The sequence below is a fragment of the Bradyrhizobium embrapense genome (genome assembly GCF_001189235.2).
GTDB lineage: Bacteria > Pseudomonadota > Alphaproteobacteria > Rhizobiales > Xanthobacteraceae > Bradyrhizobium > Bradyrhizobium embrapense.
Map to the genome: position 1 here is coordinate 906,980 of NZ_LFIP02000002.1, position 24,957 is coordinate 931,936.

The following is a 24,957-nucleotide window of genomic DNA, read 5'->3' on the forward strand; positions in this document are numbered from 1 at the left end:
CTGCTTTCGCAGGGACGGCACCGATGATGCGACGCGCCTACGCCTCGCCCTCGGTATCGAACATCGCGGCGGCCATCGCCTCGGCGGTTGACTTGCCGGCCCACACCACGAACTGGAACGCCGGATAGTAGCGCTCGCAGGCGTGGATCGCGTTGACCACCATGGCCTCGCATTGCGCGGTGGAGGCGGTGAGGCCGCCGGGTAGCACCAGCGCCTGACGATGCATCACCATGCCGGTGTGGGTCCACAGATCGAAATGGCCGACCCACAACTGCTCGTTGATCGCGGCGACCAGCCGCTGCACCTCGGCGCGACGCGCCTGAGGCATCTTCATGTCGAAGGCGCAGGCGAGATGCAGCGCCTCGATCTCGCCCATCCAGGTGAAGGAGAGCTGATAATCGATCCAGTCTCCCTTGGAGACGATCGTCACCTCGTCTTCGCCGGAACGCTCGAACGCCCAGTTGTTGTCGGTGGCGATATCCTCGACCACCGCAAGCGGGTTGTTCCGGGAATCGATAATGCTTTCGAGGAGGGACATGCCGTCTCGGACCTTGTTCTTATGATCGCTTGATACGCACACGGAAGCCGGCACTTGCGACATACTGCGTCGTGGCCGAGTACAGCTCCTGATGCGGGCTTCCGGATGCCCCTGGACCTGACGCCGATGAAGTGATGTGATTTGCGGAATCCGCGCAACCGCACGCCGAGTCCGTCCACAGCCAAAGCGCGCATCGTCCACAGCTGATCTCCGCCACACTTGTGATTTTGCGAACAAATCGGAATCTCCGCGTTGTCGTAACGATTTGTTAACCATTTGCCGGCGCTTTACCGCTCGCGTGAATCGACTTTTTGGCCCTCGGATCGCCCCCTGCGAGGGCCGCGGCGCGGTCATGGGGACATGCCGTTTGCCCATGCCAAAGGTGCTTGCCCCGCTGTCGCGGTTTGGTCATATTTCGGCTCAGGCACGTCCATCCCGGGCGTGCCGATGTTCTCAGGGCGGGGTGAAAATCCCCACCGGCGGTAAAGGGCGATGAGCCCAAGCCCGCGAGCGCCTTCTTCCGCGAAGCGGGAGAAGGGTCAGCAGATTCGGTGCAATTCCGAAGCCGACGGTTACAGTCCGGATGAAAGAGAACGGTTGCGGCAGCCAACGCGATTTTCGCGTGGGCTTGTGTCGTTGTCCGTGTGCCCTGATTCTGGTCCTGAAAGAGGAAAGCCATGAATCAGATGTTGCAAGACCAAGACGTTCAAGCTTCTCAAGTCCAAACCTCCGAAGCAGCAAGCGCTCCCGATACGCCGGCTAGCCCGCCGACGCCGGAGCATCCGCACTTCGCGAAGCCGCAGCGCGTTGCCTTCGTGCAATCGTCCTGGCATCGCGACGTGGTGGAAGAGTGCCGCATCTCCTTCCTGAAGGAGATCGAGGCGCGACACATCACCAATGTCGATGTGTTCGAGGTGCCGGGCTCGTTCGAGATCCCGCTTCACGCGCAGCTGCTGGCGAAGACCCGCCGCTACACCGCGATCGTCGCGGCCGGGCTCGTCGTCGATGGCGGCATCTACCGCCATGAATTCGTCGCCGATACCGTGATCAAGGCGCTGATGGATGTGCAATTGCGCACCGAGGTGCCGGTGTTCTCGGCCGTGCTGACACCGCAGCAATTCCACGAGACCGAGGTGCATTACGACTTCTTCCGCAAGCACTTCGTGATCAAGGGGATCGAGGTCGCGGAGGCCTGCGCCAACACGTTGCTCAGCCTGGAGCGGCTGCGCGGTCAGGTCGCGGCGGGGATTCCTGGTTAGCTCAAGGTCCGACGTAAAAGCTGCTCCGGCATGCGTGCCGGGGTCGCTCTCGCAGCCAGCGCGTTCGGTTATGCTTGCCGCATAATCAGAACGCGCGGGAGGCGCCCATGACCGAACAACAATCTTCCGACTGGCTCGGCCTGTCGGGCCGCGTTGCCGTCGTCACCGGCGGAGGCGGCGGCATCGGCCGCGCCACCGCGATCAGCTTCGCGCGTGCCGGCGCAAGGGTCGCCGCGCTCGATCGTGACGAGCACTCCCTGGCGGAGACCAAGGCAAAGCTTCGCGAGTTCGGCGACGGTCATCACGTCGCGGGCTGCGACGCGACCAGCGAGGACAATGTCGCGGCGGCCGCTGACGCCGTCGCGCGCACGCTTGGTCCTTGCGACATCCTCGTCAACACCGCCGCCGTGCTGCGTCCCGGCGGGCTCGACACGCTGCCGCTCGCCGAATGGAATGCGGTGCTGGCGATCAACCTCACCGGCTATTTCATCTGCGCGCAGGCGTTCGGCCGCCAGATGCGCAAGGCCGGACGCGGCAGCCTCATCCACGTCGCCTCGATCGCCGCCAGCAATGCGCAGGGGCAGAGCGGCGCCTACAGCGTCAGCAAGGCTGCCGTCGTGATGCTCTCGCAGCAACTCGCCGCCGAATGGGGACCGCACGGCATCCGCAGCAATGTGGTCAGCCCCGGCCTCGTGGTCACGCCGATGAGCCAGGCGTTCTACGATACGCCCGGGGTCACCGAGCGTCGCACCGCCGTGGTGCCGATGCGCCGAATCGGCATGCCGCAGGACATGGCGGATGCGATCCTGTTCCTGGCGAGCGACAGGTCGTCATACGTCAATGGTGAGGAGATCATCGTCGATGGCGGCTATGCGCGGACGCTGATGAGCCACGTGCCGCGGCCGGGGTTCTAGAGCATGATCCGGAAAAGTGTGAAGCGGTTTTCCGAAAAGATCATGTTCAAACAAGGAGCTAAAGCGCGATGATGATTCAACCCAATCTCATCGCGCTTTAGCGCATCGGGCGCCATACGCTCGGTGTCGTCCCTGCGAAAGCATCCGAATGCAGGGACGACAGTAGGGCTTAATCAAACAGGCTGGAGACCGACTCTTCCGCCGCGGTGCGGCCGATCGCTTCGGCGATCAGGCCGGCGATCGAGATCTGGCGGATGTTCGGCGCCTTGTTGACGGCCTCGGTCGGCAGGATCGAATCGGTGATGACCAGTTCCTTCAGCCGCGACGAGGCAATGCGCGCGGCGGCGCCGCCGGACAGCACGCCATGGGTGATGTAGGCCGAGACCTCCTTGGCGCCGTGCGCGATCAGCGCGTCGGCCGCGTTCACCAGGGTGCCGCCGGAATCGACGATGTCGTCGACCAGGATGCAGTTGTAGCCGGCGACGTCGCCGATCACGTTCATCACCTCGGACTCGCCGGGGCGCTCGCGGCGCTTGTCGACGATCGCAAGCGGGGTGTTGATGCGCTTGGCGAGGCCGCGGGCACGCGCCACGCCGCCGACGTCGGGCGACACCACCATCACCTTGGCGAGGTCGAATTTTTCTCTGATGTCGCGCACCATCAGGGGCGCCGCGAACAGGTTGTCGGTCGGGATGTCGAAGAAGCCCTGGATCTGGCCGGCATGCAGGTCGAGCGTCATGACGCGGTCGACGCCAGCATGGGCGATCAGATTGGCGACGAGCTTGGCCGAGATCGGCGTGCGCGAGCCGGACCTGCGATCCTGCCTGGCGTAGCCGAAATAGGGCACCACCGCTGTGATGCGGCGCGCCGAGGAGCGGCGCAGCGCGTCGGTGATGATCAAAAGCTCCATCAGATTGTCGTTGGCCGGAAACGACGTCGACTGCAGGATGAACATGTCCGAGCCGCGGACGTTCTCCTGGATCTCGACGAAGATCTCCATGTCGGCGAAGCGCCGGACCACGGCCTTGGTCAGTTCGATGCCAAGTCCCCTGGCGATGTCCTGCGCCAGCGCAGGATTGGAGTTGCCGGCGACGAGCTTGATTGATCCGTTCTTTGCCGACATCGATGCTTCCCCCCGCGCCTTGCTGGATACGACGTTCAGCATCTCAAGTCCTTACAGAACCGGCGGGTTTTCGGTGCGCGAGGGAATATCAGGCAGGCGGCTCGGATGGCAACCCATTAGGCCGCCTCCACTGCGGTTTTCCTGGGCAAAAAACGCCTTTCCCCGGGAGATACCGGGGGTTAGTTGGCGGAATAGCTCAGCGCCACGGTCTCGGGCGCGGCGGCAGGAGCGTTCACCATCGCCGGCCCACGGAGCTCCGGTGCCGCGGCGGGCGCCGGGCTGTCCGCCGGGCCGCCATTGATCATGCTGGACAGGCCGCTGAGGCCGGCCTGGGCGATCTTGCGCAGCACCAGATCATCGGCGGCGGCCCAGGCGTCGCTGCCGGCCTTGCCGGCGGGCTCTTCGCCGGACAACCGGAGCGCCCGTTGCTGGTTGCTGTCATAGACGTCCCACACCCACGCGATCATGGTGCGGCCGCGCACCACCTGCGCCGAGAGATAGCTGCGCACGCGATACGCCGCTGTGCCTTGGCGCGACACGATCGCCAGGCTGCGCATCTTGGATTCGCTGTCGAGCACGCCGACCATGCGGTCGAATACTTGGGGCGGCGGACCATCGATCGATTCGAACGCGATGGTTGTGCCGCCGCTCGCCGGCGTCGCCATTGCGTAGGAGTCGGCCACGTTGCCGCCGGCCGCGCAGCCGCCAAGTGCACACGCAATCGTCAGCCATGTGGCCGCGATCGCCGCACGCACGACTGTCCCAGTTTGAAACTGGTAGTTTGACGCTTCCCTCATTGCGTCCTGCGATATCGTTAAAACGGCTTAACGTCTAGGGCAGGACGGCCACAGCACTTAACCGATCCAGCCGGCTGCGAACGGTGCGGGTCAGGATCAAATTCCTTGGCAGCCGCAGGCGTCAGCTTTGCAGCGCGATGGCGTGCACGAGCCGGCCGTAATCGGCTTCCTTGCGATGCACCGAGCGGCGGTAGCTGAAGCAGCGCTCGTCGGAATAGGTGTCGATGCCGAGATCGTCGATCATCAGCACGCCGGCATTTTCCAGCCGCATCCGGATGAAGCCGGGCAGATCGAACATCGCGTGTCCGTCGCGTTCGGCGGGCATGAAGAACATGCCGTTCTCGGCATCGGCCTCGATGAAGCGCTCGACGAATTCGCCTCCGACCTCGTAGGATTCCTTGCGGATCAGTGGGCCGATGGCGGCGACGATGCCGCCGCGCTCGGCGCCGAGCTTTTCCATCGCATCGATGGTCGATTCCAGCACGCCGGTCAGCGCGCCCTTCCAGCCGGCATGCGCGGCGCCGATTACACGCGCATTGGGGTCGACGAACAGGATGGGACCGCAGTCGGCGGTCGTGACCGAGATCGCAAGCCCCTCGGTGCGTGTGACCAGCGCATCCGCCTTCGGGCGCGGCGCGCCGTTCCACGGGCCGTCCACGACGACGACGTCGGGCGAGTGCACCTGATGCACGCTGATCAGGTGGTCGAGCGGCACGCCGAGCTGCTCGGCCATCCGCCGCCGGTTCTCCGCGACCTTGGCCGGATCGTCCTTTGAGCCGAGCCCGCCATTGAGGCCGGCATAGACCCCCTCGGAGACGCCGCCCTCGCGCGAGAAGAAGGCATGGCGCAGGCTTGGTATAGCCGACAGCAGCGGTGATCCCAATGTCATTGTTCGGTCTCGTCAGTCTGATCGCTGAGGCCGGCGATCGAGGTGAGGCGCGGGTCGGAGATGGCCATGACCTTGAACATCGAGCCCATCCCGCCGCGTCCGGAATCGGTCAGGCGCTTCAGTGCGCCGGCAATGTCGGCGGAGACCTCGGGCGAGGCTTTCGCCATCAGCCCGGCGGCGCGGGCCTCGACGCCGAGGCGCTTGAGGAAGTCGCCCTGCGTTGCCGGCCCGTGGACGCGCGCGCCGACGTCCTCGGCAGCCCGCGCCAACGCCTGGAAATCGACGTGCGCCGTGATGTCGGCCTGTCCCGGGTTCTTCAGCGGGTCGGCGAAGCTGTGGCGCGCGATCGCCTGGAAGGTGTCGCCGGCGTCGCTGCGCAGATGACCGTAATCGATGATCAAAGCGGCGCCGTCCTGGTCGCGCACCCGGGTTGCGAGCTTCATGATCTCGCTGTCAGGCCGCCATTCGAACACCGCACCTAACGGGGCGGCGCGCACCAGCGGCGGCAGCAGCAGCTCGAAATGTGGCGTCGGCTCGGCGGCGGGCGCGAAATACAGGCTGCCATTGGCATCCATTCCGACCGTGCGCTCGTGCCAGCCAGTCTCGCGGCGGACCATCTGGTGGATCGGCAGCACGTCGAAATATTCGTTGGCGAGGATCACCGCCGGTCCGTCCGGCACGTCGTCGATGCTGTCGTGCCAGGTGATGTTGCGCACGCCGGTCAGCGTGGCGTACTGCTTCTCGCGCAGCACCGGGTTGACCTCGACGAGGTGGATGCTGAGCGACTGGTAGAGCGGCGGCAGCACGCGCAGCGCACGCAATGCATCCGACATCATGGTGCCGCGGCCGGGCCCAAGCTCGATCAGGCGCAGCGTGTCCGGCGAGCCGATCGCACGCCAGATCGATGCGCTCCAAAGCCCGAGCAGTTCGCCGAACATCTGGCTGACCTCGGGCGCCGTCGTGAAGTCGCCCTCGCGGCCGAGCGGGTCGCGCGACAGATAGTAGCCGTAGCGCGGATGCATCAGGCACAATTCCATGTAGCGCCAGACCGGCATCGGCCCGGACAGCTTGATAAGCTTCCTGATCTCATCCAGCAGTGGGGAGGGTTCGCTCACGGCCTTCCTTGGATTGCACTTGCTCTACGTTGAACTCGATGCCGGTCCGTTCGCCCTGCGGCGAACGGCGGCCGTGATGATGATAGCGCCCACAATGATCATTGGCACCGACAGCAGCATCCCCATCGTCAATCCGCCCCACAGGAATCCGAGTTGCGGATCGGGCTCCCTGAAATGCTCGCCGATGATCCGCGCGATGCCGTAGATCGCAATGAAGCTGCCGAGGATCAGGCCGGGCCGTTTGAGCGCGCCCATCCGGATCATGATCGCCAGCGCAGTGAACAGCACGATGCCCTCGAGGCCTGCCTCGTAGAGTTGGCTCGGATGCCGCGGCAGCGGTCCGCCATTGGGGAAGACCATCGCCCAGGGCAGGCTCGGATCGGCGTGCCGGCCCCACAATTCGCTGTTGATGAAATTGGCGAGCCGGCCGAGGAACAGCCCGATCGGCGCGACTGCGGTGGTGATGTCGCCGAGCGACAGGATCGGAATGTCGTTGCGGCGGGCAAACAGCATCACCGCTGCGACGCAGCCGAGGAAGCCGCCGTGGAACGACATGCCGCCCTTCCACAGTTCGAGGATCTCGGACGGATGCGCGATGAAGAAGGGCAGATTGTAGAACAGCACATAACCGGTGCGACCGCCGACGATGATGCCGATGGTGACCCAGAGGATGAAATCGTCGAGCTGCGGCAACGTGATCGGCACCTCGCCGCCCCACAGTCGCTCCTTCTTGATCAGCGAGCGGGCATAGATCCAGCCCAGCACGATGCCGACGATATAGGCCAGCGCGTACCAGCGGATCACGATCGGCCCGAGCGCGAGCGCGACGGGGTTGAATACCGGAAAGTCGATCAGCAGGAACGGCATCGGGATCAGAGCGCTTTCGTGTAGACGGCGTAGGGCACGCCATGAATGGGCGGAGCGTCATGCACCTTGCTGAAGCCCATCTTCAGATACATGGGCAAGGCGACCGTCATGATGGGGCTCGTGTGAAGCGCAATGGTCCGGCACCGGTCGCGCCGCGCCCTGGCGAGGCATTCCGACGTCAACGCATGCCCGAGTCCCTTGCCCCTGTCGACGGGGTCGACGACCAGCATGCGAATGACCGGCCATGCCTGATCGAAGAATGCGGCCTTTTTGACGCCGGGCCCGAAATAGCCAACCGCGCCGGCCAGCCGGTCGCCGAGCTCGGCGACGACGATCTCGCCGCCGGAGCTCAATACGGAGGTTTTTGACAGACCGGCGCGCATCGCCGGCCAGTCGTTGAAGGCGTCACGGAATTGCTCGAAGGCCGTCACCGCAAGCCGGTTCACCGCGTCGGCGTCGGAACTTCGGTAGTCTCGAATGCGCGCGGCGCCCGCCATCCCCGTGCTTCGGGCCTCAGACCAGGTTGCGGCGGTAGAGCGCGAGCAGCCGCTCCCAGTGGCGTTCGGCGGCGTCGCGGTCGTAGACCGGGCGCTTGGGAAAGGCGAACCCGTGATGCGTACCGGGATAGATCTCGACCTCGTTGTTCGAGCCCTTCATGCCCGCCTTCACCTGTTCGATGATCTCCGTTGGCGCGTAGATGTCGGTCTCGGCGCAGGCGAAATAGAGCTCGGCCTTGGTCTTCTGCGCGGCGAGATGCGGGCTGTCGGGCTGGTCGGTCGCCAGATGCGTGCCGTAAACCGAGGCGGCGGCCTTGACGCGATCGCCGAGATGCGTCGCCGCGTTCACTGCATAGCGGCCGCTCATGCAATAGCCGACCGTGCCGATGATCTTGGTGTTGGCGGCCTTCTGCGTCTCGGCGTAGGTGAGCAGGCCCTTGGTGTCTTCCATGACCAGCGGGATGTTGAGCGAGTGCATCAGTTCGAACATCCGCTTGCGCTCGGGCGATTCCGGGTCGGGATTGATCGGGCCAAGCTCCATCACGCCGGCGCGGTAATACATGTTGGGCAGCATCACATAATAGCCTGAGGTGCCGAGCCGGCGCGCCATGTCGCGCAGCTCCTCGCGGATACCAGGCGCATCCATGTAGAAGATGACGACAGGAAACGGGCCGGCGCGCTCGGGATGGGTGATGAAGGTGGTGGTCCTGCCGTCCTTGGTCGGGATCTCGACGGTCGCTTCGATCATGGCGCTTTTGCTCGCGTTATGTGTGCGATTTCTGTTGTGAGTTCATACGATTGCAAGGAAACCGGAGCATGACAAGGCAAGCTCCCGGGAAGTCTGCCATTCGCGACGGACTTGAACCCGGTGGCTGACATCGCCATTGTCTTATCGCGATTCAGTGAACGCGGAGAGTTTTGCCAGATGACCCAGACTAGCAACCGGTTTTTCGATGAGATCGGCCGTCTGATGAACGATGCCGCTGGCGCTGCCCAGGGCGTCAAGCGCGAGGTCGACACGGTCATGCGCAACCAGGCCGAACGCATCCTGCGCGACCTCGACGTCGTCAAGCGCGAGGAATTCGACGCGGTCAAGGACATGGCCCGCCTGGCGCGCGAGGAGAACGAGGCGCTGAAGGCGAGGATCGCCGCGCTGGAAGCCAAGCTCGGCGGTTCGGCGGGCTGATCTTTCACCCTCCCCTGGAGGAGGAGGGTGATGGAGGGTGAGAAAAATCCCTTCATTTCCTTGTCATTTCGGCCCTTTGGGGCTAAAAGCCCGCCACGTCCGCGGCCCCCGCACCCCTGGAGGCTTGCTGTGGACCTGAGCATGGGCCGCGCTGCGGCCTTTAACTTTTTAAATACAAGGACTTAACGCTATGGCGACCGTCAAGGAATTGAAGGCGACCGCGCGTCCGAAGAGCGGCAAGGGGGCCGCCCGGGCAGAGCGTCGCGCCGGGAGAGTTCCCGGAGTGATCTACGGAGACAACCAGCCCCCCGTCACCATCTCGGTCGACGATCGCGAACTGCGCCAGCGCATCCTGGCGGGCCGGTTCCTGACCACGATCTATGACATCGACCTCGAGGGGAAGAAGCACCGCGTGATTCCGCGCGACTTCCACCTCGACCCGGTGAAGGACTTCCCGATCCATGTCGACTTCATGCGGCTCGGCGAAGGCGCGACCATCCGCGTCAGCGTGCCGTTGCACGTCGTGAACGCGGAAACCGCCCCCGGCATCAAGCGCGGCGGCACCGTGAATATCGTCACCCACGCGCTCGACCTCGAGTGCGCGGCCGACAATATTCCGCAATACATCGAAGTCGACGTCGGCAGCCTCGAGATCAGCCACTCGCTGCATCTCTCCGAGGTCACGCTGCCCAAGGGCGTGAAGTCGCTGACCCGCGAGGACGCGACGCTGGTCACCATCGTGCCGCCGTCCGGCTACGCCGAAGAGCAGAAGGCCGCGGCTGCGGCGGCTGCTGGTGGCGCGGCTCCGGCCGCGGGTGCTGCAGCTCCGGCCGCAGCGGCGGCTCCGGCTGCGGGTGCTGCGGCTCCGGCCGCGGGTGCGAAGGCTCCCGCCGGCGGTGGCGACAAGAAGAAGTAACCGATCAGGTCGGCGCGCGATCCTCTGATGGCGCGCCGACACGGGATGCCGCGCCATGCGCCTTTTTGTCGGTCTCGGTAATCCCGGCGCGAAATACGTCAGCAACCGGCACAATATCGGTTTCCTGGCGGTCGACGAGATTGCACGGCGTCATGGTTTTGCACCATGGCGCCGTCGCTTTCAGGGCGAGACCTCCGAAGGCGTCGTCGATCGTGAGAAGGTCGTGTTGCTGAAGCCGACCACCTACATGAACGAGTCCGGCCGCGCGGTGCAGGAAGCGGCGAACTTCTTCAAGCTCGCCCCCGCCGACATCACCGTGTTCCAGGACGAGCTCGAACTGCCGCCCGGCAAGGTGCGGGTCAAGATCGGCGGCGGGATCGCCGGCCATAACGGGCTGCGCTCGATCTCCGCACATATCGGCAACGAATATCGGCGGGTGCGGCTCGGGATCGGTCATCCCGGCGTCAAGGAGCTCGTGCACAGCCACGTGCTGTCCGACTTCGCCAAGAGCGACCGGGCGTGGGTGGAGGCCTTGTGCCAGGCCATCGCCGACAATGCCGGCCTGCTGGCTGCGGGCCACGATGCCTCGTTCGCCAACAAGGTGCATCTGACGATGCAGGCCAAGGGATTTTTCGACAAGGGTGAGAACGGCGGCGAGAAGCCCGCCTGATCCCCTTGTGGTCGCGTCCGGCACGAGGCCGGGCAAGCTGGATAGAGGAAGACATGGGATTCAAATGCGGGATCGTCGGGCTGCCTAACGTCGGCAAATCGACGCTGTTCAATGCGCTGACCGAGACGGCAGCCGCCCAGGCGGCGAACTATCCGTTCTGCACCATCGAGCCGAATGTCGGTGAGGTGGCGGTGCCCGATCCGCGGCTGGACAAGCTCGCGGCGGTCGCGAAATCCGCGCAGATCATCCCGACCCGGCTGACCTTCGTCGATATCGCCGGCCTCGTGCGCGGCGCGTCGCAGGGCGAAGGCCTCGGCAACCAGTTCCTCGCCAACATCCGCGAGGTCGACGCCATCGCCCATGTGGTGCGCTGCTTCGAAGACTCCGACATCACCCATGTCGAAGGCAAGATCGCGCCGCTCGCCGACATCGAGACCATCGAGACCGAGCTGATGCTGTCCGATCTCGACAGCCTCGAGAAGCGCGTCGACAATCTGTCTAAGAAGGCCAAGGGCAACGACAAGGAAGCCAAGGAACAGCTCGAGCTCGTCAACCGCGCGCTGGTGCTGCTGCGCGACGGCAAGCCGGCGCGTGCGCTCGAGCGCAAACCTGAGGAGGAGCGCGCGTTCCGCATGCTCGGCCTCTTGACCTCGAAGCCCGTGCTCTATGTCTGCAACGTCGAGGAAGGCTCGGCCAAGGACGGCAACAATTTCTCCAAGGCGGTGTTCGCGCGTGCCAAGGAAGAGGGCGCGGTCGCGGTCGTGATCTCGGCCAAAATCGAATCCGAGATCGCGACGCTGTCGCGCGCCGAGCGCGCCGAGTTCCTGGAGACGCTTGGCCTCGAAGAGGCCGGGCTCGACCGGCTGATCCGCGCCGGCTACCAGCTGCTCGACCTCATCACCTATTTCACCGTCGGCCCGAAAGAAGCGCGCGCCTGGACCATTGATCGCGGCACCAAGGCGCCCGCCGCTGCCGGTGTGATCCATACCGATTTCGAGAAGGGCTTCATCCGCGCCGAGACCATCGCGTATGATGATTATATCGCGGGCAACGGCGAAGCCGGCGCGCGCGATGCCGGCAAGCTGCGGCTCGAAGGCAAGGACTACGTCGTCGCCGACGGCGACGTCATGCATTTCAGGTTCAATACCTGAGCAGCGATCGCCGGCTGCTGCGCGACGGTGGCGGTGAGCTGGGACTCGATTTCTCCCCACGTCGTCCGGGCAAGCGAAGCGCGACCCGGGACCCATAACCACAGGGTCGTGTTGTTGAAGCTAGCTGTGGCCCCAGCTCGCTCTATCCCCACGTCCTGTGGTTATGGGTCCCTGCCTTCGCAGGGACGACATCGAGTATGCGGTGGCGCTCGCTTCACCTATCCGCACGCCCGATCACATCCATCAGCTCGGCGATCTTGCGCCGCTGGTCGGCCTTGTCGCCGGACGAGATCGCATGCTCGACGCAATGCGCGACATGATCGCGCAGGACCTCTTCCTCGACGCGGCGCAGCGCCGCGCGCGCGGCCGCGATCTGCGTCACCACGTCGATGCAATAGCGGTCTTCCTCGACCATGGTGGCCAACCCGCGGATCTGACCCTCGATCCGTTTGAGCCGTTTTAAACAGGATGTCTTGACCTCGTCTCTCATAGGTCTCATATACCCCCCTAGGGTATATAAATCAAGAGGCCGGGATAGCGGCCGGGAAGAGACTTCGTGGCACACGCAGAGCACGATCATTCGCACGCGGATCATCACCACCACCACGATCAAGGCGCGGCCATGCATTCCTGCTGCGGCGGCAAGCATGGCCACGACACGACGCCGGCCGAGGCGGCGTTCGCGATTGATCCGGTCTGCGGCATGAAGGTCAACCCGGCGACCGCCAAGCACCGCTTCAGCTACAACGGCGAGGAGTACCTGTTCTGCAGCGGTCGCTGCCGCGAGCGTTTCGAGGCCGAGCCCGAGAAGTACCTCAAGCCGCGCGAGGCGGAGCCGCCGATGCCGGTCGGCACGATCTACACCTGCCCGATGCATCCCGAGGTGCGCCAGGTCGGTCCCGGCTCTTGCCCGATCTGCGGCATGGCGCTGGAGCCCGAGCAGATCTCGCTCGACGACGGGCCGGATCCCGAATTGATCGACATGACGCGCCGGTTCTGGATCGGCCTCGTGCTGACGCTGCCGGTGTTCGTACTCGAGATGGGCAGCCATCTCGGGCTGATGGATCTGGTGCCGATGGGATGGTCGAACTGGATCTCGTTCGTGCTGGCGACGCCCGTCGTACTGTGGGCCGGCGCGCCGTTCTTCGTGCGCGGCTGGCAGTCGGTGACGACGCGCAATCTCAACATGTTCACGCTGATCGCGATGGGCACCGGCGTCGCGTATGTTTACAGCGTAGTCGCCACGCTGGCGCCGCAGCTGTTTCCGCCGGCGTTCCGCGACATGCACGGCGCGGTCGCGGTGTATTTCGAAGCGGCTGCCGTGATTACGGTGCTGGTGCTGCTCGGCCAGGTGCTGGAGCTGCGCGCCCGCGCGCAGACCTCGGGCGCGATCCGCGCGCTGCTCGGCCTTGCGCCCAAGACCGCGCGGCGCATCACCGATCACGGCGACGAGGATATCGACATCGACGCGATCAAGGTCGGCGACCGCCTGCGCGTACGCCCCGGCGAGAAGGTGCCGGTCGATGGCGTCGTCATCGAGGGAAGTGCGGTGATCGACGAATCCATGGTCACGGGTGAATCGATGCCGGCCACGAAGGCGGAAGGCGCGAGCGTGATCGGCGGCACGGTCAACCAGAGCGGCGGCCTCGTGATGCGCGCCGAGAAGGTCGGTCGCGACACCATGCTGTCGCGGATCGTCGACATGGTCGCGAAGGCGCAGCGCTCGCGCGCGCCGATCCAGCGGCTTGCCGACCGCGTCGCCGGCTGGTTCGTGCCGGCCGTGATCGCCGCCGCCGTGCTCGCCTTCATCGCCTGGACGGTGTTGGGCCCCGAGCCGCGCCTGACCTTTGCGCTGGTTGCCGCCGTCACGGTGCTGATCATCGCCTGCCCCTGCGCGCTGGGCCTCGCAACGCCGATGTCGATCATGGTCGGCGTCGGCCGCGGCGCACATTCCGGCATCCTGATCCGCGACGCGCAGGCGTTGGAGCGGATGGAGGCAATCGACACGCTTGTCATCGACAAGACCGGCACGCTCACCGAGGGCAAGCCGAAGGTGACCCGTATCATTGCCGCCGAAGGCTTTGACGAGAATGGCGTGCTGCGCCTGGCCGCCAGCGTCGAGCAGGGCAGCGAGCATCCGCTGGCGCAGGCGATCATCGCATCCGCCAGGGAACGCAAGCTGGCATCAGTCGCCGTCAACAATTTTGCCTCGCCCTCCGGCAAGGGCGCGACCGGCATGGTCGAGGGCAGGCAGGTTGCGCTCGGCAACGCCGTGCTGATGGGTGAGTTGAAGATTGCAACATCGGCGCTGGACCAGGCCGCCGAGGCCGCGCGGCGCGACGGCGCGACGGCGATCTATGTCGCGGTCGATGGCCGAGCGGCCGGCGTGATCGCGATCGCCGATCCGGTCAAGACGTCGGCGGCCAACGCGCTGCAGGCGCTGCGCACCGAGGGCCTCCGCATCGTGATGTTGACCGGCGACAATGAGACCACCGCGCGCGCGGTGGCGAAGAGGCTCGGCATCGACGAGGTCGAGGCCGGCGTGCTGCCGGAGCGCAAGAGCGAGGTCGTACAGCGGCTGCGCGGCGAAGGCCGCACCGTCGCGATGGCAGGCGACGGCGTCAACGACGCGCCGGCGCTCGCCGCGGCCGATGTCGGCATCGCGATGGGCGGCGGCACCGACGTCGCAATCGAGAGCGCCGGCATCACGCTGCTCACCGGCGACCTGATGGGCCTCGTCCGGGCGCGGCGATTGTCGGTCGCGACCATGCGCAACATCCGCCAGAACCTGACCTTCGCCTTCGTCTACAACGCCGCCGGCGTGCCGATCGCGGCCGGCGTGCTGTATCCGCTGTTCGGCATCCTGCTGTCGCCGATGGTGGGCGCCGCGGCGATGGCGCTGTCCTCGGTCAGCGTGATCGGCAACGCGCTGCGGCTATCCCGGGTGAAGCTGGATTGAGCTCTTGTCTCTCGCCCTGAAATCTCTGGGCGCGGGACACACGATCCGGGCTAGGAGAGTCACGCCGGCAGCAGAAGCTGGGCGCGGCGCTCCATCTCGGCATCGAGCCAGGTTGCGAGATCCTCGCTTACCTCGACCATCGGTAGCCGCACCTCGGGGCTGTCGATCAGTCCCTGCCGCCACAGCCAGTGCTTGGCCGGTGCGGGGCTCGGTTCGGCGAATAGCAGCCGGGTCAGGCCGACGACGCTCTGCCAGGCCGCCTGCGCCGCGTCGCGCTTGCCTTGCTGCAACAGCGTGCGGATCGAGGCGAACGTGTCCGTCTGCAGATGCGCGGAGAGCAGGATCGCGCCGTCGGCGCCGTCCGAGAGCGCATCGAAGGTCTGCGCGTCCTCGCCGGTCAGCACGCGGAAGCCCGCGGGCCGGCGATTGAGGAAGTCGATCGACTGCGCACGGTCGGCACAGCAATCCTTCATGCCGGCGATGTTGGGATGTTCCGCGAGTGCCAGCAGCGTCTCATTGGTCAGGTTCACCGCCGCGCGATAGGGAATGTTGTAGAGCACGATCGGCCAGGATGCGTGATCGGCCAGCGCATTGAAGTGCCGCACGAGGCCACGCTGCGATGGCCTCGTGTAGTAGGGACTTGCGATCAGATAGCCGTCGATCGGCCAGTCCGCCGTATCGTCCAGCGCATCCTTCATCTTGGCCGTGGAGGCGCCGGAGAGCCCAAGGCAGACCGGCAAATGGCGGGAGTTGGCACTGAGCTCGTCGAGCACGACGCTGACCAGCCCCTCCAGCTCATCGGTACTCAGCGCCATGCCCTCGCCGGAGGTTGCACCGAGGATGAAGCCGTCGACAGGTCCGCCAGCATAGTGCCGCACGAGGCGGCGCAGCGAGGCAGCGTCGAGTTCGCCGTCGCGGAATGGCGTGATCAGGGGCAGCCAGAGGCCCTGCAATTGCTGGTGTAGCTCAGTCATGTTCCATCCTAAGGGGCAAAGCCGGAGACGGGACCAACAAAAAACCCCGTCCAGGCGGCGGGGTTTCGGGATCGGTCTGAATGCGAAGGTGATCTTATCGCGCGCGATCTCGTGTCCCCGGGAGGGGAGCTTTTTTCGACGACAGAACGGCGCACGAACTCGTGATCATTGGAGAATGATGCTGCGCTGCGAGGTTGTTGTCAATCCGCATGCTGACCGTGACGTGCGGCACGTTTGCGCGTGACATCGAGGTGAAAAGACATGGAGATGAAAAAAAGCCGGGCTCAAGTGAGCCCGGCTTAAGGTATTGGCCACGTGAGGCCGACACAATCACCTTCCAAGAGGGATTACTGAACTTCCGCGCCACTGGAGGAGGGGGACATATGCGCGACGCGACCGCTCAGCGTGTCAGCACTATGATCCCCATCGACGCCTTGCAGCAACTATCCAGCTCGCATGTCAGTCATGCGGAGATTCAGGGGCCTGTTGGGGCAGCGCGGAAAGCCTATAACCCAGTCCATAAGGCTGGCTTAATCAGGACGGCCAGCGCTGCGCCTTGCTGACCACGAAGTCGCGGAACACCTGCACCCGGGCTACCGTCTTCAGCTCTTCCGGATAGACGAAGTAGGTGTCGAGCGCGATCGAGTCGGACTCGCCGAACAGCTGCACGAGGTTGTTCTGTTCGACCAGATAGTCCGGCAGCGCGGCGATGCCGAGGCCCTGCTGGCAGGCGCGCACCAACCCTAGGATGTTGTTGACCTTGAAGTAGGGTTCGCGCGGACCGGAGCCGTTGCGGCCGGCATCGATCAGCCAGCTGCGGTTCTGCAGATGCGGCGGCACCTGCGAGTCGCCGAGCATGATGATGCGGTGCGAATCGAGATCGTCCAGCGTCCGCGGCGTGCCGAAGCGCTTGATGTATTCCGGCGAGCAATAGGCATGGAAGCCGATCGAGAACAGCTTGCGCTGGATCAGGTCAGGCTGGGTCGGCTTGCGGGTGCGGATCGCGACGTCGGCCTCGCGCATCGACAAATCGAGGTCCTCGTCGGTGACGATCAGCGAGATCCGGATATCCGGATAGAGCGCGGTGAATTCGTCGAGCCGCGGGATCAGCCAGTTGATGCCGAGCGCCGGCGGCGTCGTGATCTTGAGGTCGCCACTCGGCCGCTCGCGGCTGTCGGTGAGCTTCGCGCGCGCCGCCTGCAACTGCATGAACACGTCATGCGCGGTGCGGAACAGCAGGTCGCCCTGTTCGGTGAGGATCAGGCCGCGGGCATGGCGGTGAAACAGCGACACCGAGAGCTCCTGCTCCAGAGCGCTGACCTGGCGGGAAACCGCCGATTGCGACAGGCCAAGCTGCTCGCCGGCATGCGTGAAGCTGCCAGCCTCCGCCGCTGCGTGAAAGACCTTCAGCTTGTCCCAGTCCATGTCCGTAAATCCGTCGCGAGATCGTGCCATGATTATTCCGCCGCTGCGCGATCGCTCGCGCGAAGAGCTATGAAGCGTTCGGCCTCGAGCGCCGCCATGCAGCCGAGACCAGCGGCGGTGACCGCCTGCCGAAAGGTTTCATCCGCCACGTCGCCCGCGGCGAACAGGCCGGGCACCGAGGTCGCCGTGGAGTTCGGCGCCACCTCGACATAGCCCGACGGTTTCAGCTTGATCTGGCCTTTGACGAGTTCTGTCGCCGGCGCATGGCCGATCGCAATGAAGACGCCGTCGGTCTTGAGGTCGGTCAGCGCGCCGGTCTTGACGTTCTTCAGCCGCACATGGGTGACCTTGTTTGGGTTCTCCGTGCCGCAGATCTCGTCGATCGCGGAGTCCCACACCACCTTGATCTTGGGATGCTTGAACAGCCGCTCCTGCAGGATGCGCTCCGCGCGGAAGTGATCGCGGCGATGCACGATGGTGACCTGCGAGGCATGATTGGTCAGATACAGCGCTTCCTCGACCGCGGTATTGCCGCCGCCGACCACCACGACGTCCTTGCCGCGGTAGAAGAAGCCGTCGCAGGTCGCGCAGGCCGACACGCCGCCGCCCTGGAATTTTTCTTCCGAGGGAAGTCCGAGCCAACGCGCCTGGGCGCCGGTGGCCAGAATCACCGTCTCGGCGAGATAGACGTCGCCGGAATCGCAGGTCAGACGAAACGGGCGCTGGCTGAGTTCCAGCTTGTTGACGAGATCGGTGACGATCTTGGTGCCGACATGGGCGGCCTGCTTCTCCATCTGCTCCATCAGCCAGGGGCCCTGGATCACGTCCGCGAATCCCGGATAGTTCTCGACGTCGGTGGTGATGGTGAGCTGCCCGCCCGGCTGAATGCCCTGGATCAGGATCGGTTCGAGCATCGCGCGCGCCGCGTAGATCGCTGCGGTGTAACCGGCGGGGCCGGACCCGATGATGACGACCTTGGCATGGGTAGGCGCGGGCATTTTGAGATCCCTCTGTTTTGGGGATTTTGATCAAGGACTTGTGCGGGAAGCGCCCCGGAAACGCGTCACGGCGGCGCCAAAAGTGTCAAATCCAAGTCTAGGATATCTGGGTAGCTATGCAAGATTTGCAATCCATGGCAGCGATTTTTCCCCGGAACTGAAGTCACGTTCGCGAAATCGTGCGCTGCACGCGCAATAAAATTGCGCAATGCCGGCTGGCTGCGCTATGAGAGTTGCCGGCAGACCTGCCAAGTCTTTCCAAACCCTTAGGGAACCCAAGTCGCGTGTCGAAGAACCTTGACGAGATCGACCTCAAAATCCTCGCCGAGATCCAGGCCGATGGCCGAATCACCAATGTGGAACTCGCCAAACGCGTCGGGATCTCCCCACCGCCCTGCCTGCGCAGGGTCCGGGCGCTGGAGGAGGAGGGCTACATCCAAGGCTACCGCGGCCTGCTCGATCCGCGCCGCCTCGGCTACGACGTCACGGTGTTCGCCTCGGTGCATCTGTCGAGCCAGGCCGACGCCGATCTCCGCGCATTCGAGAACTTCGTGCGCGCCGAGCCGCTGGTGCGGGAATGCTGGATGCTGTCGGGCGAGGTCGATTTCATCCTCAAATGCGTCGCCCCCGACATGGCGACGTTCCAGGATTTCGTCACCCACCTGACGGCCGCGCCGCATGTGCGCAACGTCAGGACGTCGCTGGTGCTGCACAATTCGAAATACGAAGCCGCGGTGCCGTTGGGCGTGAAGGCGGCGTCGTAGCGCATCCGATGTTTGAGCTGGAGTGAAGAGGCTCCTCGTCAACTTCGGGCAGTCACCACCGAACCGTTTGCGTCGAATAGTCCAACTGCCCCGGATGGTGAAGTCGCGACATCGAACTCGAGCGGTCCGCAAGTAATCATGCAATAGTCGTAAGCCGAAAGCTGATCGTTTCCCATCAAGAACTGATAGTGGATCTGCATGAAGTCGAACCGATGCCGTCTGAAGCGGATCGGACTTATCATTGAATGTATTTGGACGCGCCGAATCTTGGGGTGCTCTCCTGAATAGTCCCGGCTGGTACGTTTCAGCGTGACGGGGTCGAAGCGATAGAAGCTGATCGCGTCATCTCGTGCCTGGTATTCGACCCAGTCGATGGCAGACGTTCCCGCCACAAGTTGTGCCGCTTCCCGAATTTGGCCGCCCATCGGATGCAATGCGAATTTGGGAATAGTGGCGCCCACCGTGAGAATGCACAGCTTCGGTCCGCGCGTTTCAAGCAGGGGATCCAATTTTAGCGCGCGCGCGACTGCAGCTATTGTGAGTGCGGCGCCAAGGGAATGGCCAACAATGAGAATTTCATCAACTTTTGCAGCCTGAGCTCTCTTTGCGATCAGCTCCGCAAAATCGTCGAGGCGCGCATCAAGTTCGCTTCTGCGCCCGTAAAGGAACTTGTGGGAGAAAATGGCATCATCGAGAATATGGTTTATCCGACGCTTCGGTCCAATCCAGAGCACCGCGCCGACGAAAATGGCAAGCGACAGAAGAATGCCAAGCGGCAGCCCTACCCAAAATGTGGCGTGCAGGGGCCTGATCACCAGATACGATAGCCCAGCGCTGCACAATGCGATCAGCAGCAAGCTGCAATAGGGAAAGACGAAGAAGAGGGCGTACTTCCAGCTCGCGATCGCATATCTAAACAGTGTTCCCGTGATGATGAAGTCGAACAGCGCTCTCGCGGACTGCACGAGACGAGGCACGAGCCCCACTTTCGAATCGCAGCGAATGAGATCATCCCAGCGCAGCATCTCGAAGGTGATGCTGGTTTTCCAGTTTGGACCCCACGCCTCCACGTTGCACGAAGCATCGATTGCAGATGTGCTCGAGATTTCCGACAGCCGTGAAGAAGCGCCCCAGATCTTGTCGAAGCTGGCGAGCGAGCGGCGCAGGCGCTCAACCTGCTGTTCCGGAGTGATGGGATCGTAACCGCCAACGTGGAAGACGTGCCGTCGTCGAATCATCTAACAACTCGAAATCTGCTTGGACATTGGTTGCCACTCATCCAGCAAAATGAACGCATCGGCAGCTTACTCCGGAACCCATACGGCGTTGATCCGCAATCCCTGCTGAACCTGACATGGATGATGGGACCCGACCCTATCAAATTACCACTCCACCCGCGAGGGCGGCACTGGTTGAGATCGGCCTTGATCGAAAAAGTGCAGGGGACCAGCCGTGATCGGAGCCAATTGACCCGGACGGTCGTGAAGCGGCGCGGCCTGATGGCTCTTTTCGGTGTGGCAAATCCGCGACAGCAAACCAATTGCGTGCCTCAACACGTGTTTCAAAATCGTTCTTGATTGTCACGATTCCCAAGTTTGCTTTAATGCGGCCAGATTTGAAGTCGGCGAGGGATCCTGAAATGGAAAGACTACGTTACAGCGCGGCGCTGGTATGCGCCGTCCTGACGGTCCTTTTTGCAAGCAGCTTGTATTCGAACACCGGGGCTCAGGCGCGTCCCGGAATTGCGATTGCACTCAGATCGACAGGTCCGCAGGCTCGATTGCATTCCTCGGCAACGCACGTCTATCTGTTCCGCGGATTGCTGAACGTCTTTTCCTTGGGCATGGACGACCTCGCCGCCCAGCTGCGCGCGACCGGCATCGCCGCGGACGTCGCCAATCACGCCCAGTGGAGAGGCGTTGCCGACGAAATTATCGCGAATTACAGGACTGGCCAGCGCGGGCCCATTGTACTCGTGGGCCACTCTCTTGGTGCGGATGCCGTGATGTCGATGGCAGAGTACCTCGGCCAAATGGGCGTGCCGGTCGCTTTGGTTGTCCCGTTCGACGGCACATCGCCTCATGCGGCGACGGCGAATGTCGCAAGGGTTTTGAATCTGTACAAGCATGCAAGCGATCGAATAAGTCCCGGCCCCGGCTTCCGCGGCGAGCTTACAAACTTCCAGGTTCGCGATGTCAACGTCGACCACTTCAACATCGATAAGAGCGCGGCGTTGCATAGCCTGGTGATACGGAAGATCAGGGCAATCGGCCCCGCTGTCGCGCGCCCACGACAACGCCAGAATCCTTCGAACTCGGATTTGCCTGCGGCCGGAGCCTCAACCAATTCCTAGCATGACGCTCAAAAGAGAGCTGAAGTGTGGGGTTTGATACTGCACGTAAGGCTTTAGGTCTGTAGCGGACCGGTGTTCGTATTGTTCTCTCTAGCACTTCAGGCCGGAGGCAGTCGGTGACGCCGTTCAGAAAATTCTCGGTCGCTATGGCCCTGTGTATCGTGGCGACCGTGTGCGCGGGCTTCACAAGGCCGATTCATATGGTGGCGGTTGGCGCAAGCAACACGCAAGGCTGGTACGTTGGGAAGCAGGGCGCCTACCCTGCCAAGCTGGAAGCCCTGCTGAGGGAGAAGGGCATTAGCGCGAGCGTCGTCAATGCCGGCATTCCCTTCGATACCACGGCCGGCATGCTCAAACGCCTTGATAGCGATGTGCCAAAGGGAACCGACATCGTCATTTTGCAGCCTGGAGGCAATGACAGGCGTTTCCTCGTCACGAAGGAGCAGCGGGCGGCCAACATCGCGGCAATGGAGCGGCGGCTACGCGAGCGCGGCATCAAGACCATCTTGTACGACGAAGAGATTCCCCGCCAGTATTACGCTTTTGACTTAATCCATCTGACGGCTGACGGTCATGCCTTCATAGCGTCGCAGTTGCTCCCGCGCGTGTTGGCGATGATAGGCCGGAAAGCCATCGCGACGCCGCCGCGGGCGAGATAGAAAAGGCTTTGCCGTCGCAAGCTGCCAACTTGTCGGTGCAATCGACCCGCAAGCCTTGTATGATTGCTAGATGTTGGTCCGCAGACCTGTTTCGGTCAAATCTCAGCCGCTCGCTCAAGACGGCGCCCGTTCAATGGTCGGCAAAGATGACGCGCCAGCGAAACTAGCGTTTGGCCCACGATGACACCTGACATTGCCAAGTTCGTGTTTGTCATGATGGCGGTCGGTTGGTACCTCATCCGCTACCGATACGCACGTCGTGCTCGCCGTGAAAAGGTCTTGAGGAGCGCGCGAGGTCTTCGCGAAAACACCCTGCTGCTAATATCGCTCACGGGTCTCGGTGTTGTGCCATTCATCTACATTGTAACGACCCTGCCTCATTTCGCATCTTACGTGTTCCGGCCGGCTCAAGCCTGGCTGGGCGTTTTCGTGGCGGTCGCGGCGCTGGTCATGTTCCGGCTAACCCATCGGGCCCTTGGTCGGAATTGGTCGTTAAGTCTCGATGTGCGGGAAAATCACCGCCTGATCACGGATGGAATCTATCGAAAAATTCGGCACCCCATGTATTCCGCGTTCTGGCTTTGGGCTGTCGCTCAAGCATTGCTTTTGCCGAATTTGGTAGCCGGTTTGGCTGGACTGATCGGATTTGGGACGTTGTTTTTCGGCCGGGTTGCCAGAGAAGAACAGATGATGCTGGAAACGTTCGGCGACGAGTATCGCGAATATATGGCGCGGACCGGACGCATTATTCCGGGGCTGTTCTGAGCCGGCTGTACGAGATCGGTCTCGCCCATCCATAATCCAACACCAACAAGGCAATCATTCCGTGTCGTTTTTGTCACATCCGGCAAAGAAACGACCGCAGGAGCACCAGGTTCGATACAGCGTTAATTGCGTTGCAGCCGTTAGAGGGTAAGTTGTTCGTGCTCAGCTACCCATATCGGAGATCACTATGTTGAAGTTTCTGGTTGTTGGAGTTGCGACTTTCGGGTTCATGGCTGCTGCCACCGCCGCCGACCTTCCTCATCCGCAGCCGGTCGCTGAAACTGCTCCGATTGGCAAGATGCCAATCGGCAAGTACCCGGTCGGCAAGTACCCGGTCGGCAAGTATCCGGTTGGAAAAGCGCCTGCTCCGATCGTAACGAAGGGTTAGCTCGAGGATTGCCTGGAGCGCGCCCCTTTAGCATCCGCTGAAGGCGCTGCTTGGGGCTGTCGTCGTGCCCTAGTGAGGGTTTGAAGGTGCTAGAAGTGAAGCGGAAACGGAGCGGCCTGGGGCTGCTTGCCGGAGTCGGTGTCATGGTGGCTTCCTTTGCTCTGGAAGCCGGCACCAGTCATGCGCAGCAATTGGCTGCGCAAACGGATCAAGCCCCGTTGCAGCAGGATAAGTCGCGTAAACCGTCGTCAAGGTCGGTTGTGGCGGCGGCCGTTGCTGCACCGAGTGCTTCCGTCTCTGGAGCAGACGTAAAACCGGTTCGAAGGTCCACGGCCAAAGGGCCGTATTACGTGGACTTTCGTGCCCGCACGGCAGCTTCCTATGGGCATGCCTTTATCTGGTACGGCAAGACGAGCGAGAAGCAGGTTGAAGTTGCGGGGCTGCACCCGGCGGGCGACGTCCTGCCTTACGTGCTCGGACATCTTATGTGGGTGCCCTCCGAGACGGGAGCAAGCTACGGCGACCTTGACGTCCAGTATTTGACGGCCAGCTATCGCGTGTACCTGACTGAGGCGGACGCGAAGAAGGTCTTTGCCTACATCAAGGAGCTTCAGGCGAGTTCGCCTGTTTGGAACGCGGAAACGACCAATTGTACGGCTTTTATCGGTCGCATTGCCAGCTTCATGGGCTTGAAGGCTCCGTTCCATTTGCTGAAGCCTGAGGAATACGTGAACCAGTTGAGAGACCTGAACGGCGGGCGCCAAACGGTGCAACTCGCTTCGGATCATTAGTTTTCCCGCCCAAGACCCCCTTGCGGCTGCACTTGGGCAAGCCGTTATCGGGAACGCCTCTGAGCCTACTTCAGACGAAGGGGCAGATGATTGCATTGGCATCCAATGCGAACCGATGCGGGATACAAGCTCGAGCCCACCAAAACGCCATTTAAACTGGCGCTTATATTCGGCTTTCTCGCAAGGCAGCCAGAAACTGTGAGCAGCAACTGGCCTTTCAGTATGTGGCGGCTTTAGGCGCCGTTTTTGACCGCTAGGAAGATCGTCCGCCAGACCGCGGCTCTTCCATCTTTGCAACGCTCTTCGGGTTTGTCCATCGCGCTCGGACAGCGCCCTTAGGCTCTCTGACTATCCTTGCATTGCTCGACAGATATCGTCGCTGTCCGTTGCGGAGCAACCGCGACGGACCCGTCCCGGTTGAACGGGACGGGCTCAGCGCTGTTACCTCTTACCGATTGCAGCGTCGACGCTGATCGGGCCTGGGCCCGAGGTCGCGAGATACAGGCAGGCGAAGCAGAACGCGATCGCCAGGCTGCCGTTGTTGAGCAGCGGATAGAAGCCTTTCGGGAAGTGCCCCATGAAGTAGGCGAAAGCCATTTCACCCGACAGGATGAAGGCCACGATCCGTGAAAACAGGCCGATCATCAGCAGTCCGCCCAGGACCAGCTCGAGCGTGCCGGCAGCTCCGATCAACGAGAACAGTTCGACCTTCTCGAACATCGTCCCGGGCGGGAACTTGAAAAGCTTGGCGACGCCGAACTGAAACAGCAGCAGGCCGGTGATGAACCGGAACAGGCTGAGTGCCACCGGTTGAAACTTGGATAACATCTGGTCCATTGTCATTTACCCCCTGTTTGACAAACTGGAACGTTGCACGAAGCAGAAGCACACGGTGTCCGCCACCGGAGTGTGATGTCAACACCTCGCGCCTGGAATCATTCCTCGTGCAACGGCAGGTG

The 24,957-nt window shown here is 63.1% G+C and carries 27 protein-coding genes and 1 riboswitch; of the genes, 13 read left to right on the forward strand and 14 right to left on the reverse strand.

Annotated elements, in window-relative coordinates; translation table 11 throughout:
* Nucleotides 1–37: 37 nt before the first annotated feature.
* Entirely contained in the window at nucleotides 38–538 is a 501-nt protein-coding gene (locus AKN83_RS11715; RefSeq protein ID WP_016844492.1) for a type III secretion system chaperone family protein, read from the reverse strand.
* Between the two features lie 445 nt (nucleotides 539–983).
* Nucleotides 984–1,137, forward strand: a riboswitch (FMN riboswitch).
* 78 nt (nucleotides 1,138–1,215) lie between these two features.
* Here AKN83_RS11715 and AKN83_RS11720 point away from each other — a divergent pair.
* Nucleotides 1,216–1,797, forward strand: a complete 582-nt coding sequence (locus AKN83_RS11720; RefSeq protein WP_050402739.1) for a 6,7-dimethyl-8-ribityllumazine synthase — start codon at nucleotides 1,216–1,218, stop codon at nucleotides 1,795–1,797.
* A gap of 107 nt (nucleotides 1,798–1,904) precedes the next feature.
* Entirely contained in the window at nucleotides 1,905–2,711 is an 807-nt protein-coding gene (locus AKN83_RS11725) for an SDR family NAD(P)-dependent oxidoreductase (protein WP_050402738.1), read from the forward strand.
* Nucleotides 2,712–2,880: 169 nt separating this feature from the next.
* Here AKN83_RS11725 and AKN83_RS11730 read toward each other — a convergent pair whose 3' ends face one another.
* The 7 genes from AKN83_RS11730 to AKN83_RS11760 all read right to left on the reverse strand — a co-directional run bounded on the left by AKN83_RS11730 (nucleotide 2,881) and on the right by AKN83_RS11760 (nucleotide 8,747).
* Nucleotides 2,881–3,834: a ribose-phosphate pyrophosphokinase gene (locus tag AKN83_RS11730; RefSeq protein ID WP_050402797.1), complete on the reverse strand. Its 954-nt coding sequence runs from the start codon at nucleotides 3,832–3,834 to the stop codon at nucleotides 2,881–2,883.
* Nucleotides 3,835–4,013: 179 nt separating this feature from the next.
* The gene (locus AKN83_RS11735; protein ID WP_050402737.1) at nucleotides 4,014–4,631 is read right to left on the reverse strand and encodes a hypothetical protein; all 618 of its coding nucleotides are present in this window, start codon (nucleotides 4,629–4,631) and stop codon (nucleotides 4,014–4,016) included.
* Between the two features lie 121 nt (nucleotides 4,632–4,752).
* The gene (pgeF, locus tag AKN83_RS11740) at nucleotides 4,753–5,520 is read right to left on the reverse strand and encodes a peptidoglycan editing factor PgeF (RefSeq protein ID WP_050402736.1); all 768 of its coding nucleotides are present in this window, start codon (nucleotides 5,518–5,520) and stop codon (nucleotides 4,753–4,755) included.
* Complete coding sequence (locus AKN83_RS11745) at nucleotides 5,517–6,575, reverse strand: class I SAM-dependent methyltransferase (RefSeq protein ID WP_050402796.1); 1,059 nt, start codon at nucleotides 6,573–6,575, stop codon at nucleotides 5,517–5,519. Before AKN83_RS11745 ends, pgeF begins: the two co-directional genes overlap by 4 nt.
* Nucleotides 6,576–6,659: 84 nt before the next feature.
* Entirely contained in the window at nucleotides 6,660–7,502 is an 843-nt protein-coding gene (gene lgt / locus AKN83_RS11750) for a prolipoprotein diacylglyceryl transferase (protein ID WP_050402735.1), read from the reverse strand.
* 5 nt (nucleotides 7,503–7,507) lie between these two features.
* Nucleotides 7,508–7,999, reverse strand: a complete 492-nt coding sequence (locus AKN83_RS11755) for a GNAT family N-acetyltransferase (protein ID WP_050402734.1) — start codon at nucleotides 7,997–7,999, stop codon at nucleotides 7,508–7,510.
* A 16-nt stretch (nucleotides 8,000–8,015) separates the two neighbouring features.
* The gene (locus AKN83_RS11760; protein ID WP_050402733.1) at nucleotides 8,016–8,747 is read right to left on the reverse strand and encodes a dienelactone hydrolase family protein; all 732 of its coding nucleotides are present in this window, start codon (nucleotides 8,745–8,747) and stop codon (nucleotides 8,016–8,018) included.
* Between the two features lie 177 nt (nucleotides 8,748–8,924).
* Between AKN83_RS11760 and AKN83_RS11765 the strand changes: the two genes are divergently transcribed.
* The 4 genes from AKN83_RS11765 (at nucleotide 8,925) to ychF (ending at nucleotide 11,922) form a co-directional block, all read left to right on the forward strand.
* The gene (locus tag AKN83_RS11765) at nucleotides 8,925–9,185 is read left to right on the forward strand and encodes an accessory factor UbiK family protein (RefSeq protein ID WP_038388183.1); all 261 of its coding nucleotides are present in this window, start codon (nucleotides 8,925–8,927) and stop codon (nucleotides 9,183–9,185) included.
* A gap of 190 nt (nucleotides 9,186–9,375) precedes the next feature.
* Nucleotides 9,376–10,101, forward strand: coding sequence for a 50S ribosomal protein L25/general stress protein Ctc (locus AKN83_RS11770; protein ID WP_050402732.1), 726 nt, complete (start codon nucleotides 9,376–9,378; stop codon nucleotides 10,099–10,101).
* A 55-nt stretch (nucleotides 10,102–10,156) separates the two neighbouring features.
* Nucleotides 10,157–10,771 (forward strand): aminoacyl-tRNA hydrolase, encoded by a 615-nt coding sequence (gene pth / locus AKN83_RS11775; protein WP_050402731.1) that lies wholly within the window; start codon nucleotides 10,157–10,159, stop codon nucleotides 10,769–10,771.
* A 53-nt stretch (nucleotides 10,772–10,824) separates the two neighbouring features.
* Nucleotides 10,825–11,922 carry a redox-regulated ATPase YchF gene (gene ychF / locus AKN83_RS11780; RefSeq protein WP_050402730.1) on the forward strand — a complete coding sequence of 366 codons (1,098 nt, stop codon included), beginning with the start codon at nucleotides 10,825–10,827 and terminating at the stop codon, nucleotides 11,920–11,922.
* Between the two features lie 214 nt (nucleotides 11,923–12,136).
* Here the strand turns inward: ychF and AKN83_RS11785 are convergent, their stop codons facing one another.
* Nucleotides 12,137–12,412, reverse strand: coding sequence for a metal-sensitive transcriptional regulator (locus AKN83_RS11785; protein ID WP_050402729.1), 276 nt, complete (start codon nucleotides 12,410–12,412; stop codon nucleotides 12,137–12,139).
* Between the two features lie 132 nt (nucleotides 12,413–12,544).
* On the opposite strand from AKN83_RS11785, the gene AKN83_RS11790 reads away from it, so the two are divergent.
* Entirely contained in the window at nucleotides 12,545–14,881 is a 2,337-nt protein-coding gene (locus AKN83_RS11790; protein ID WP_283807364.1) for a heavy metal translocating P-type ATPase, read from the forward strand.
* 59 nt (nucleotides 14,882–14,940) lie between these two features.
* Here the strand turns inward: AKN83_RS11790 and AKN83_RS11795 are convergent, their stop codons facing one another.
* The 3 genes from AKN83_RS11795 to trxB all read right to left on the reverse strand — a co-directional run bounded on the left by AKN83_RS11795 (nucleotide 14,941) and on the right by trxB (nucleotide 18,278).
* Nucleotides 14,941–15,855 (reverse strand): 4-hydroxy-tetrahydrodipicolinate synthase family protein, encoded by a 915-nt coding sequence (locus tag AKN83_RS11795; RefSeq protein WP_050402727.1) that lies wholly within the window; start codon nucleotides 15,853–15,855, stop codon nucleotides 14,941–14,943.
* A gap of 534 nt (nucleotides 15,856–16,389) precedes the next feature.
* Nucleotides 16,390–17,310, reverse strand: coding sequence for a LysR family transcriptional regulator (locus AKN83_RS11805; RefSeq protein WP_028344089.1), 921 nt, complete (start codon nucleotides 17,308–17,310; stop codon nucleotides 16,390–16,392).
* Nucleotides 17,311–17,312: 2 nt separating this feature from the next.
* Nucleotides 17,313–18,278 (reverse strand): thioredoxin-disulfide reductase, encoded by a 966-nt coding sequence (trxB, locus tag AKN83_RS11810; RefSeq protein ID WP_050402726.1) that lies wholly within the window; start codon nucleotides 18,276–18,278, stop codon nucleotides 17,313–17,315.
* A 284-nt stretch (nucleotides 18,279–18,562) separates the two neighbouring features.
* On the opposite strand from trxB, the gene AKN83_RS11815 reads away from it, so the two are divergent.
* Entirely contained in the window at nucleotides 18,563–19,042 is a 480-nt protein-coding gene (locus tag AKN83_RS11815; protein ID WP_050402725.1) for an Lrp/AsnC family transcriptional regulator, read from the forward strand.
* 38 nt (nucleotides 19,043–19,080) lie between these two features.
* Here the strand turns inward: AKN83_RS11815 and AKN83_RS11820 are convergent, their stop codons facing one another.
* Entirely contained in the window at nucleotides 19,081–20,280 is a 1,200-nt protein-coding gene (locus AKN83_RS11820; protein ID WP_050402724.1) for a hypothetical protein, read from the reverse strand.
* 401 nt (nucleotides 20,281–20,681) lie between these two features.
* Here AKN83_RS11820 and AKN83_RS11825 point away from each other — a divergent pair, with 401 nt between their 5' ends.
* From AKN83_RS11825 to AKN83_RS11845, 5 genes are all read left to right on the forward strand, one after another.
* On the forward strand, nucleotides 20,682–21,395 hold the full coding sequence (locus tag AKN83_RS11825; RefSeq protein WP_172803526.1) for a thioesterase domain-containing protein: 714 nt from the start codon (nucleotides 20,682–20,684) through the stop codon (nucleotides 21,393–21,395).
* A 116-nt stretch (nucleotides 21,396–21,511) separates the two neighbouring features.
* A complete protein-coding gene (locus AKN83_RS11830) occupies nucleotides 21,512–22,054 on the forward strand; it encodes a GDSL-type esterase/lipase family protein (RefSeq protein ID WP_244521959.1) in 543 nt (180 codons plus the stop codon).
* Nucleotides 22,055–22,234: 180 nt separating this feature from the next.
* Nucleotides 22,235–22,819: a protein-S-isoprenylcysteine O-methyltransferase gene (locus AKN83_RS11835; RefSeq protein ID WP_050402721.1), complete on the forward strand. Its 585-nt coding sequence runs from the start codon at nucleotides 22,235–22,237 to the stop codon at nucleotides 22,817–22,819.
* A 187-nt stretch (nucleotides 22,820–23,006) separates the two neighbouring features.
* On the forward strand, nucleotides 23,007–23,207 hold the full coding sequence (locus AKN83_RS11840; protein ID WP_050402720.1) for a hypothetical protein: 201 nt from the start codon (nucleotides 23,007–23,009) through the stop codon (nucleotides 23,205–23,207).
* 143 nt (nucleotides 23,208–23,350) lie between these two features.
* On the forward strand, nucleotides 23,351–23,998 hold the full coding sequence (locus AKN83_RS11845; protein WP_157113322.1) for a hypothetical protein: 648 nt from the start codon (nucleotides 23,351–23,353) through the stop codon (nucleotides 23,996–23,998).
* Nucleotides 23,999–24,439: 441 nt separating this feature from the next.
* Here AKN83_RS11845 and AKN83_RS11850 read toward each other — a convergent pair whose 3' ends face one another.
* Nucleotides 24,440–24,835: a DoxX family protein gene (locus AKN83_RS11850; protein ID WP_050402719.1), complete on the reverse strand. Its 396-nt coding sequence runs from the start codon at nucleotides 24,833–24,835 to the stop codon at nucleotides 24,440–24,442.
* Nucleotides 24,836–24,957 lie beyond the last annotated feature (122 nt).

Bases quoted from the DNA above. Each gene is read 5' to 3' on its own strand.
- ychF (WP_050402730.1), top strand. From the start codon at position 10,825: ATGGGATTCAAATGCGGGATCGTCGGGCTGCCTAACGTCGGCAAATCG.
- AKN83_RS11795 (WP_050402727.1), bottom strand. From the start codon at position 15,855: ATGACTGAGCTACACCAGCAATTGCAGGGCCTCTGGCTGCCCCTGATC.
- AKN83_RS11785 (WP_050402729.1), bottom strand. From the start codon at position 12,412: ATGAGAGACGAGGTCAAGACATCCTGTTTAAAACGGCTCAAACGGATC.
- lgt (WP_050402735.1), bottom strand. From the start codon at position 7,502: ATGCCGTTCCTGCTGATCGACTTTCCGGTATTCAACCCCGTCGCGCTC.
- AKN83_RS11790 (WP_283807364.1), top strand. From the start codon at position 12,545: ATGCATTCCTGCTGCGGCGGCAAGCATGGCCACGACACGACGCCGGCC.
- AKN83_RS11755 (WP_050402734.1), bottom strand. From the start codon at position 7,999: ATGGCGGGCGCCGCGCGCATTCGAGACTACCGAAGTTCCGACGCCGAC.
- AKN83_RS11765 (WP_038388183.1), top strand. From the start codon at position 8,925: ATGACCCAGACTAGCAACCGGTTTTTCGATGAGATCGGCCGTCTGATG.
- AKN83_RS11835 (WP_050402721.1), top strand. From the start codon at position 22,235: ATGACACCTGACATTGCCAAGTTCGTGTTTGTCATGATGGCGGTCGGT.
- AKN83_RS11760 (WP_050402733.1), bottom strand. From the start codon at position 8,747: ATGATCGAAGCGACCGTCGAGATCCCGACCAAGGACGGCAGGACCACC.
- AKN83_RS11805 (WP_028344089.1), bottom strand. From the start codon at position 17,310: ATGGCACGATCTCGCGACGGATTTACGGACATGGACTGGGACAAGCTG.
- AKN83_RS11820 (WP_050402724.1), bottom strand. From the start codon at position 20,280: ATGATTCGACGACGGCACGTCTTCCACGTTGGCGGTTACGATCCCATC.
- AKN83_RS11745 (WP_050402796.1), bottom strand. From the start codon at position 6,575: ATGCCGGTCTGGCGCTACATGGAATTGTGCCTGATGCATCCGCGCTAC.
- AKN83_RS11735 (WP_050402737.1), bottom strand. From the start codon at position 4,631: ATGAGGGAAGCGTCAAACTACCAGTTTCAAACTGGGACAGTCGTGCGT.
- AKN83_RS11825 (WP_172803526.1), top strand. From the start codon at position 20,682: ATGGAAAGACTACGTTACAGCGCGGCGCTGGTATGCGCCGTCCTGACG.
- AKN83_RS11725 (WP_050402738.1), top strand. From the start codon at position 1,905: ATGACCGAACAACAATCTTCCGACTGGCTCGGCCTGTCGGGCCGCGTT.
- AKN83_RS11840 (WP_050402720.1), top strand. From the start codon at position 23,007: ATGTTGAAGTTTCTGGTTGTTGGAGTTGCGACTTTCGGGTTCATGGCT.
- trxB (WP_050402726.1), bottom strand. From the start codon at position 18,278: ATGCCCGCGCCTACCCATGCCAAGGTCGTCATCATCGGGTCCGGCCCC.
- AKN83_RS11715 (WP_016844492.1), bottom strand. From the start codon at position 538: ATGTCCCTCCTCGAAAGCATTATCGATTCCCGGAACAACCCGCTTGCG.
- AKN83_RS11720 (WP_050402739.1), top strand. From the start codon at position 1,216: ATGAATCAGATGTTGCAAGACCAAGACGTTCAAGCTTCTCAAGTCCAA.
- AKN83_RS11850 (WP_050402719.1), bottom strand. From the start codon at position 24,835: ATGGACCAGATGTTATCCAAGTTTCAACCGGTGGCACTCAGCCTGTTC.
- AKN83_RS11770 (WP_050402732.1), top strand. From the start codon at position 9,376: ATGGCGACCGTCAAGGAATTGAAGGCGACCGCGCGTCCGAAGAGCGGC.
- AKN83_RS11730 (WP_050402797.1), bottom strand. From the start codon at position 3,834: ATGTCGGCAAAGAACGGATCAATCAAGCTCGTCGCCGGCAACTCCAAT.
- AKN83_RS11845 (WP_157113322.1), top strand. From the start codon at position 23,351: ATGGTGGCTTCCTTTGCTCTGGAAGCCGGCACCAGTCATGCGCAGCAA.
- pth (WP_050402731.1), top strand. From the start codon at position 10,157: ATGCGCCTTTTTGTCGGTCTCGGTAATCCCGGCGCGAAATACGTCAGC.
- pgeF (WP_050402736.1), bottom strand. From the start codon at position 5,520: ATGACATTGGGATCACCGCTGCTGTCGGCTATACCAAGCCTGCGCCAT.